Origin of the sequence: Mycolicibacter acidiphilus, assembly GCF_018455725.1 — a bacterium.
Classification (GTDB): domain Bacteria; phylum Actinomycetota; class Actinomycetes; order Mycobacteriales; family Mycobacteriaceae; genus Mycobacterium; species Mycobacterium acidiphilum.
This window is the reverse complement of sequence record NZ_JAHCLR010000004.1, coordinates 177,517-185,943: the sequence shown is the minus strand read 5'-3', so window position 1 is coordinate 185,943 and position 8,427 is coordinate 177,517. Positions and strand designations below refer to the sequence as shown.

Here is an 8,427-nt window from a genome sequence, read left to right as displayed (position 1 = left end):
CGCATAGCGACTGGACCAGTAACCGGGTCCCCCTCAGCCCCGATCACGACAACCGTCCGAGGACTGGCGACCGAAGTACCGGTAGGCGCGGCGAAGGGACTGGATCAACCCTCGGCTGTCAGTTGCGACAACATCCAAACGATCCCCGTGTCGGAACTCGGTCGCCGCATCGGCTACCTGCGCGCATCACAGGAACCAGCCCTCGCAGAGGCCATCTGCAACGCCTTCGACCTCGATTCAGTCGCACTGTAGGAGGCGCCGCAGGGGGCAAGGGCAGGCCGAGGTGTAGGCAGGCGCTCGCAAAACCTGCACAGGCATCTCAGGTTGGTCGCAAGTCGGGAATCTACCCCCTTTTCCCGCGGCCTCAGCCGTTAGTAGTGGTTCGGCTGGGTCAGGCTGGCGGCCGGGGTGGGACCGTCATGTGCGCGATGCCACCACCCGTTTGCCCGTCTCCACCAGCTGCTCGGCTGCGCGGTTCATCTTCTTCAGTTCGGCGGATGTCAGGTCCTGATGGGTGTAGGCCGCCTTGTTCTTCAAGTTCAGCAACGTGTTCAAGTGCCGCTCGGATCCGCTGTCGGCCTGCTTCTGCAGGGCGACGGCCTCGTTGTGATTACCGCTGTTCGAGTGCACACCGAGGCGTACGTGACAGATCACGTCCGCTGCGGCGATGCCGGCGTCGACGTAAAGATCACCCGCCGCGTTGACCATCTCCTTCCCCAGGAGGTCCGCGGCGTCGAAGAATTCGGTCGCCTTCGACATGCGTCCTGCGATGACCGCGGAATCGCAGGCGCGTTGTCCCGCCATCAGGACCCCCCTCTCAGGTGCCGATTCAGCCACGACCGTGTCCCGGCGACGGTCAGACCCTGCTTGGCTATGTCGTCGAGCAGCGGCTCACCGGCAACCGCTGCAGCGATGAGCTCGTCTGTGGTGTATTCGACGATCCGGCCGTCGTTCCCGGTCCACGCGGCGACCGATCGCGCAAGTTCGGTCAGCCGCTCTTCCCACTGCAGGTCCTCGCCGCGGTCGGTGCCGGAGGCGCGCACCAGGAACAGGTCGATGTCGCTGTCGAGCGTCATGCGCCCTGTCGCCGCCGACCCGAACACCGCCGCGTACGCGAGCTGCGCACCCCACCCCTGCAGGTGCTTCTCCAGGCGGTCGAGGAACGCGGCGGTCAGGCGCGACAGCGCGGCGATCGGTCCGGCCGCGAGATGTTCGGTGTTGAGGCGGTAGGTGCGGGTCCGGCCGACCTGGCCGTGGAGCACCACCCCCTGGGAGGTGAGCCGGTTTAGCACCTTGCGGATTCCCTCACCCGAGACCGTAGTCAGGATGCGCTGGATCTGCGCGATCGTGAACGTCACGTCAGCGGTCGCCAGCACCGCGAGTACGTCACCATCGAGGGTCGGTGTCACGGTGGCGAACGGCTTGTTGAGCTGCATCGCAGACACCCCCTACTCCAACTAAAGTTAGAATAATACAACTATAGTTGGAATGCATGAGGTTGATCGCTTCGTCTCCAATGATCAGGGGCATGACGCGGCCTACCTACCTCACGTGTCTCAAACAACACCCCATGTCCTCGACAATGCTGTCACCAGGCATTTTGTCGATTAGGGTGCGACGAAACGGCACAGACAACTGACCTTGGCGACAAGTCGGGAATCTACCCCCATGGGTACTTCGGTGACGTCCAAAATCAACGAGACCCATGGATGCCGGACATGGTCGCGACCTCGACCAACACATTGTGGCCACGACACGCTGGCTCCGGTTACCCATCCGCTGGTGGCCGGCACTCAAGACGAGCATGGCGGCAGCATTGCTGTGCAGGAACTGTCTAGGAGGCTAGGCCCAGGAACACCATGAGTGAGCGTTCGATGTCGGCCATGAGCGCGGTGGGTACTCGGCCGATGCGTGTGCCGAGGTTAGATCGGCGGACTGTGGTGATTTTGTCGATCATGGCGAAGCTGGGCTGGGTGATTCCGGTGGTCGTGGGTATCGCGATGCGCGTTGTCGGGGCGTCCACCGCTGTGGTGGTCAGCGGGATGACGACGATCGACTCGGTGGCATCGAACAGGTCGTCTTGAATGACGAGCGCTGGTCGGGGTTTGGCGGCATAGACGCCTCCTGAGACGGTCCAGAGTTCGCCCCGGGTCACTCGTCGTCGGCTAGCTCGGAGATGGCCTCAATGAAGTCCATGTCGTCGCTGTGCCGGTCGGCTTCGGCCAGCGCCAGTGCTTCCCGGTGTGCTTCTACGGCGAACTGTGCCGACCGGACGTCGGGCACCCACACTTGCACGGGGCGGTACCCGCGTTCACGCATGCGTCGGCGGTAGTCGCTGGCCCGCCGTGTCGATGTAGTCACACCGCAACTGTTGCATGAAACGCCGTTGCATGCAACGGTTGCGCGGGGCAGGTCGTTGCCCAACCCTGGGCCGCGCCACGCTGACGCGTGTCATCACACGGCGGCCACCGACCCATGCTGATGACCTCAGATGTCGCAAAACAACGCCCCGGCTATGCTCAGCATCCACCACCAGCCCTTTTGTGGCCGACTGGAGGCGGAAACGACCGAGCAATCTCACCTTGGTCACGTACGTGGACCCACCTAGGCCCCAGTCGGCGGTGCGGTCAATGCCATGGTCTGCGGCCGACCCCGAAATCCCCGGCACAACAGTCCCCCGCGGGCGTCATTGACCCGCCCGGATGGCGACGACGGTCGCGGCCAGCGTCTCGCGGGGATCGCGGAACACCACGCCGAGGTCGCGTTCGGCCGGCGAGTCGTCGGACGACGGGATCTGGGTGTAGTACTGCATCCCGGCGGCGGTGAACGGGGTCTCGAACGGCAGCACCGGCCGCAGCCGGTCGAGCAGCTGCCCGGCCCACCGCAGCGCGGTGTCGGGCACCGGAACCGCCTGCATAAAGGTGCCGTCGGCCTCGCCGAGCGTGGTCGCCAGCTCTGACACCGAAACCCGGTGTCCCCCAGCGGTGTACCGTCGCGGGCCGCGCCCGGGTTCGAGCAGTGCGACGTGCAGGGCGGCCAGATCGCGGACGTCGACCACCAGCCAGCCGGCACCGCGACCCGGGATGACATGCATCTTCAGGGCCGAACGCACCCCCTCACCGGCCTCACCGAACCGGTCGCCGACCGGCGGGCCGAGCACCATGCCCGGGTAGGTGATGTTCACCGGGGCACCGGCGTCCTGCAGGCCGCGCGCGTAGAGCTCCTCCCGAGCCTTGGACTGGCCGTAGCCGTCGGCGCCGCCGGCCACCGGCAGGTCGGCGTGCAGCAGATGCAGCCCGGGATGGAACAGCGCGGTGAAACTGGAGACGTGGATGATCGGGTCGAGCCCGAGTTCGACAGCCTCACCCAGCACGTTGCGGGCGCCGGCGGAGTTGGTGGTCAGCATCCGCGCGGTCTCCCGGGGATCGGTGGCCACCAGCGCCGCGGCGTGCACGACGGCGTCACAGCCGACCAGCGCACGGCGGACCGAATCGGGATCGCCGATGTCACCGACGGCGTAGTCGGAGACGTCGACGCCGAGTCGCTCGACACTGCGGTGCAGGCCCGCCGGGTCGCGGACCAGGAAGCGCACCCGGTGCCCGGCGTCAGCGATCGCCTTGGCGGTCCAGCCGCCGACGAATCCGGTGCCGCCGGTCACCAACACCCGCATCGCGTTCATGGCCTGATCTTGCTGGGTCCGACGCGGCTGCGTCCGGGATTACGCCCGTTTGGGTAGTTCGGTGCTGATCAGCGGAGCGATCTTCTCGGCCATGTAGGTCTGCCCGGCGTCGGTGGGGTGCACACCGTCGGGGCCGATCAGCTCCGGCCGGTCGACGAACCAGCGCGCAGCGAGGGGATCCACGAACTCCCCTCCGGCCGCGATGGCCTGCGCGCTGAGCATGTCGCGGATCCACAGCACACTGGGCGGCACATCGGCGGTAGGCCACGGCGGCCCGATCACCAGCAGCCGGGCCGACGGCGCGACCCGCCGGGCCAGCCCCAGGGTGTCGACGACGTTCGCGGTCAGCTGCCCGGGGTCGACGTCCTGATCGTTGCGGGAGCCGAAGAATACGACCAGCGCGTCGTCGGGTTGCACCGCCCGGGCGGCCAGGTCGGAGAACAGACTGCCGTGGTTGCCGCGCACGCCGTAGCCGGCGCCGCCCTCGGCGGCGACGTCGGCGCTGATCGGCATTCCGCGACGGGCCAGCGTCCGCCACGCCTGCTCGGTCCAGTTCGCCGGGCCTCGCCCGGTGTTCTCGAACCCGGCCGTGTAGGAATCCCCGATCACCGCGACGTGGTTGGGCGTGGCGCTCAGCGGCACCGTCTCGAACCGTTGGACGGGTTCGGAATCCGTCGCCAGGTACCGGGTTCCGACGACGACCACGACGACGGCCGCCAGCAGCGAGACGGCGAAGGTGGTCAGCCGGGTCACTTCTCTCCTCCCCATCGGCGGCGTGCGACGGTCTCGGTCCGGTGGTCGGTCACGGCACGCTGACCGCGACCGGCGCCGGGCGGTCGTCCAGCAGTTCGGCGACCGGGTCGGCGTCACCCGGGCTCGCGCCGCGCACGTGGTCGGTGACGGGTTGCGGCCGCGCACCGACCATTCTGCGCATCCAGTGCCGGGCCGGCTCCTCCACACCGTGGAACAGCGCCATCGACAGGACGGTCGCACCGGCCAGCAGCCCGCCGACCGTCCATCCGGCGGCGGTCGATCCCTCGTCGAGCATGATCTCGAACTGCACCGCGGCCCAGTTCCACGCGGTGTGCACCAGCTCGTGAACCATGTACAGGCAGAACGAGATCTGACCGCCGTACACCATCAGCCGGGTGGACAGCAGCCACGGCAGGCTGCCGGTGCCGATCGCCAGCGTCATCACCAGCGGCACGAACAGCACGTCGACCAGGCCGCCGCTGTCGTAGATCCCAGAGATCGGGTGCGCGTCGAAGAAGTACAGAATTCCGCCCATCGCGGCGACCAGCAGCACCGACGCGAGGCCGGCGACCCGGCAGGTCCACGGGCCCGGGCGCATCTTGCGGACGGCGGCGCAGGCCAGCGCACCGGCGGTGAACTGCATGACGATCCGCGGCAGCCAGCTCCACGGTGTGTAGAACTGGCCGGTCGCCAGCAGCAGCAGCAGCGGCGGCAGCGAGGCGACGATCGCCAGCGCGGTCAACGCGCCCGTCGAGGTCACCCGCACCATCCGGTAGACCACCAGGATCAACACCCCGAACAGCAGGTAGGCCAACCATTCGGCGCTGATCGACCAGGCCGGCCCGTCCCAGCTGGTGAAATCGAAGAACGGCTCGAACCACAGCTGAACTAGCAGCACCTGGCGGACGTAGCTGGTGGCGGTGAGCCGGCTGAGGTCGGTCGGGGGGACATGGCCGACGTGCTGGGTGAAGATCACCCACCCCAGGGCCAGGTGCAGGGTGACCAGGTAGATCGGCCACACCCGGGCGAGCCGCAGCCACAGGAAGTGCACGGTGGCGCGCGCGGAGAACGTCTGCCCCATCCGCTCCAGGTAGTTCCAGGTCAGCACGAAGCCGCTGAGGATGAAGAACAGGTCGACGCCCTGCGCGCCGCAGTTGAGCACCGGCGCCAGCGCATCGCTGAGATCCGGTGACGCCAACCGCAGCAGCGGCCGGAAGTGGAACAGCACCACCCACACCGCGGCGATGATGCGTAGCCCGGTCAGGGCCCTGATCTCTCCGGTGCGCACAGAACTCTTCCGACGGTGACTGCGCTGCGTGGGTTCCGCCGGACGCTCGACCGGCGGTCGGCGGCCGCAAGATTCGGGCCGCCGGCAGCCATCGCAGACTAACAGCGCCACCGGCCACCACACAGCCGACAACGCCGCGGTTCGGGCGCCGGGCCGACCGACCAGTTCTCACCAAAGCGTTAAACACCGGTCCGAGGTGCCTTAACTTTGCCGCCTAACGTCGGGAATCAGTTGGGGCCGGCCCGGAGCCGGCGGCAACCAATCAGCGATCGACCAGCGGAAACGGGGGACGGCATGACCACGAAGATCTCCACCCGAGGCACCACCCGGACCAGCGCGAACCCGACCATCGAGTGCGGGACCGCGCAACTTCGGGCGCACTACCGTCACCTGGCGACGGTGGTGACCATCCGGGGTCAGATCGACGCAGCCAATGTCGACCAGCTCAGCGAGCAGGCCCGTCGGTTCGTCCTGGCCAAGGAACCGCTGGTGGTCGACCTGCGTGGGGTCACCGAGTTCACCGCGGCCGGCATCTGGCTGCTGTGCGTCCTCGACGGCGACTGCCGCACCGCCGGCATCGAATGGACCCTGATCGAGGGGTCCGCGGTCAGCGCCGTGCTGCAAGACTTCGACGAGGACGCCAAGTTCCCGACCTCGCCCTCCGTCGACCAGGCGCTGCACGCCCTGGCTGCCGGCAACGACGAGCGTCGGCGGTTGCTGCTGCCGCTGTTCGAGAAGACTGCCTGAGATAGGCCGCCGGGCACTGCACTGGTGGCCCGCCGCCGGCGTGCTGGCCACGCTGGTGCTGGGCTGGGCGGTGGGGCGCGACACCACAGCCATCGACAGCTGGTTCCACCAGGGCACCCGGGCGGTCCTCGGCGGGCGGCCGGGCTGGCTATTGATCTTCACCAGCGGCTGGACGGTCCTGGCTACGGTGGTGGCGAGCCTGGCGATCACCGTGCACCGACGACAGTGGGCGCTGTCCGCTGCGGTGCTGGCCTGTCCGGTCGTCGCTACCGCCCTCGCCACGGCACTCAAGCATGCGTTCGACCGCCGCAACGGCCCCTACCTGGAATACCCCAGCGGGCACACGACGCTGCTGGTCACCGCGCTCGGCATGCTGGTCGTGGTGGCCGCCGCGCGGGCGTGGGTGTTGGTTGCGGCCGTCGTGATCGGCGGGCTGGGTGCGCTCGGCCTGGTGGCGTGCGGCTACCACTACCTCACCGACACCATCGGCGCTGCCCTGCTCAGCACCGCGCTGGTGTGCGGTGCGGCTCGGTTAACGTCTGCGGTGTGATCGTGCTGCTGCCGCCCTCGGAGACCAAACGCAGCGGCGGCGACGGCCCGCCGCTGGACCTGGCGGCGCTGAGTTCGCCGGCGCTGACCTCCCTGCGCGCCGACCTGGTGGACGAGCTGATCGCCCTGGCGGCTGATCCGTCCGCCAGCCGGCAGGCGCTGGGTCTGTCGGCGAAACAGGACGCCGAGATCGACCGCAATGCGGCGCTGCGCGACGCCCCGACGCTGCCGGCGATCCAGCTCTACACCGGCGTGCTGTACGACGCGCTCGACGTCGGGTCGCTGGCCGGTGCCGAGGCGGGACGGGCGGCGGCCCGGTTGGCCGTCGGGTCCGCGCTGTTCGGGCTGCTGCGCGCCGGCGACCCGGTGCCGGCCTACCGGCTGTCGGCGGGCTCGAAACTGCCGGGGCAGCCGGGCCTGACGGCGCGATGGCGTCCGGTGCTGGAGCCGGTGCTCGCCGGGATCGCCGCCGAAGAACTCGTCGTCGATATGCGGTCGGGTTCCTACGCCAAGCTGGCCCGGATTCCCGGCGCGGTCCGGGTGGACGTCGTCGCCGAACACTCCGGCGGCCGGCGCACCGCGGTCAGCCACTTCAACAAGGCGCACAAGGGCCGGCTGGCCCGGGCCCTGGCGGCCACCCCGGCCGAACCCGTCGACGCCGCGGGCGTGGCCGCGGTCGCCGGTCGCGCCGGTCTGCGGGTCGAGCACGACGGTGCGACGCTGACCCTGGTGGTGGCCGCGTGAGAGCCGCCGCCGCGCTGCTTCCGGTACTGGCGCTGGGCATCGGCTGCGGCGCTGCGACCGCGGCACCGCGTGACATTCCCCCGGTCGGCGCGGCGGCCCGCGCGGCCGGTTTCGTCGACGGGCGCAGCGCCGTCCCCGACGCACTCCTCGATCTGCGCTACGCGACCGCGAACAACTTCGTCGGCACCCCGCTGTATCCGGCCGACGCCCGCTGCCTGGTGCACGAGTCGTTGGCCCCGGGGCTGACCGCGGCCGCCGACGCGCTGCGCCGGCGGGGCGGAACCCTGGTCTTCTGGGACTGCTACCGGCCGCACGCCGTGCAGGTACGGATGTTCGAGGTGGTCCCGAATCCGAACTGGGTGGCCAAGCCCGGCCCGTTCGCCCGCAGCCACGAGACCGGCCGCTCGGTGGACGTCACCGTCGCCGACGCCCGGGGGCGGCTGCTGGACATGGGCACCGGTTTCGACGACTTCTCCCCGCGCGCAACGGCGTTCGCCACCCAGGGGCTCAGCGCCGAGCAGGTCGCGAACCGCGCGGTGCTGCGCGAGGCGATGCAGTCCGGCGGGCTGGCGCCCTACTCCGGGGAGTGGTGGCATTTCGACGGCCCCGGCGCCGGGGTGCAGCGGCCGATCCTGGACGTGCCGGTTAACGGCGGCTAGCGAGCCAT

At 69.1% G+C, this 8,427-nt stretch carries 12 protein-coding genes; 5 read left to right on the top strand and 7 right to left on the bottom strand.

From position 1 onward, the window contains the following. Positions 1–252: type II toxin-antitoxin system PemK/MazF family toxin (locus KIH27_RS04090; RefSeq protein WP_214091641.1), on the top strand; the 252-nt coding region annotated here is incomplete at its 5' end. Positions 253–417: 165 nt separating this feature from the next. On the opposite strand, the gene KIH27_RS04085 is transcribed toward KIH27_RS04090, so the two are convergent. The 7 genes from KIH27_RS04085 to KIH27_RS04055 all read right to left on the bottom strand — a co-directional run bounded on the left by KIH27_RS04085 (position 418) and on the right by KIH27_RS04055 (position 5,720). Continuing rightward, positions 418–804: a hypothetical protein gene (locus tag KIH27_RS04085; protein WP_214091640.1), complete on the bottom strand. Its 387-nt coding sequence runs from the start codon at positions 802–804 to the stop codon at positions 418–420. After that, complete coding sequence (locus KIH27_RS04080) at positions 804–1,436, bottom strand: nucleotidyltransferase domain-containing protein (RefSeq protein WP_214091639.1); 633 nt, start codon at positions 1,434–1,436, stop codon at positions 804–806. Before KIH27_RS04080 ends, KIH27_RS04085 begins: the two co-directional genes overlap by 1 nt. Before the next feature lie 398 nt (positions 1,437–1,834). Beyond that, positions 1,835–2,155: a type II toxin-antitoxin system PemK/MazF family toxin gene (locus tag KIH27_RS04075; RefSeq protein WP_214091638.1), complete on the bottom strand. Its 321-nt coding sequence runs from the start codon at positions 2,153–2,155 to the stop codon at positions 1,835–1,837. Continuing rightward, positions 2,152–2,319, bottom strand: a complete 168-nt coding sequence (locus KIH27_RS04070; RefSeq protein WP_214091637.1) for an antitoxin MazE-like protein — start codon at positions 2,317–2,319, stop codon at positions 2,152–2,154. The genes KIH27_RS04075 and KIH27_RS04070 overlap by 4 nt, the downstream gene beginning before the upstream one ends. Before the next feature lie 367 nt (positions 2,320–2,686). Next, on the bottom strand, positions 2,687–3,670 hold the full coding sequence (locus KIH27_RS04065; protein WP_214091657.1) for an NAD-dependent epimerase/dehydratase family protein: 984 nt from the start codon (positions 3,668–3,670) through the stop codon (positions 2,687–2,689). 48 nt (positions 3,671–3,718) lie between these two features. Then, a complete protein-coding gene (locus KIH27_RS04060; RefSeq protein ID WP_307856777.1) occupies positions 3,719–4,432 on the bottom strand; it encodes an Rv0518 family GDSL lipase in 714 nt (237 codons plus the stop codon). A gap of 49 nt (positions 4,433–4,481) precedes the next feature. Further along, positions 4,482–5,720 (bottom strand): acyltransferase family protein, encoded by a 1,239-nt coding sequence (locus KIH27_RS04055; RefSeq protein ID WP_214091635.1) that lies wholly within the window; start codon positions 5,718–5,720, stop codon positions 4,482–4,484. Between the two features lie 294 nt (positions 5,721–6,014). On the opposite strand from KIH27_RS04055, the gene KIH27_RS04050 reads away from it, so the two are divergent. From KIH27_RS04050 to KIH27_RS04035, 4 genes are read left to right on the top strand one after another with little or no spacing between them, the layout of a single operon-like run. Then, entirely contained in the window at positions 6,015–6,467 is a 453-nt protein-coding gene (locus KIH27_RS04050; RefSeq protein ID WP_214091634.1) for an STAS domain-containing protein, read from the top strand. A 40-nt stretch (positions 6,468–6,507) separates the two neighbouring features. Further along, a complete protein-coding gene (locus KIH27_RS04045; RefSeq protein WP_214091633.1) occupies positions 6,508–7,017 on the top strand; it encodes a phosphatase PAP2 family protein in 510 nt (169 codons plus the stop codon). Then, a complete protein-coding gene (yaaA, locus tag KIH27_RS04040; RefSeq protein ID WP_214091632.1) occupies positions 7,014–7,760 on the top strand; it encodes a peroxide stress protein YaaA in 747 nt (248 codons plus the stop codon). The genes KIH27_RS04045 and yaaA overlap by 4 nt, the downstream gene beginning before the upstream one ends. Beyond that, entirely contained in the window at positions 7,757–8,419 is a 663-nt protein-coding gene (locus KIH27_RS04035; protein ID WP_214091631.1) for a M15 family metallopeptidase, read from the top strand. Before yaaA ends, KIH27_RS04035 begins: the two co-directional genes overlap by 4 nt. Positions 8,420–8,427 lie beyond the last annotated feature (8 nt).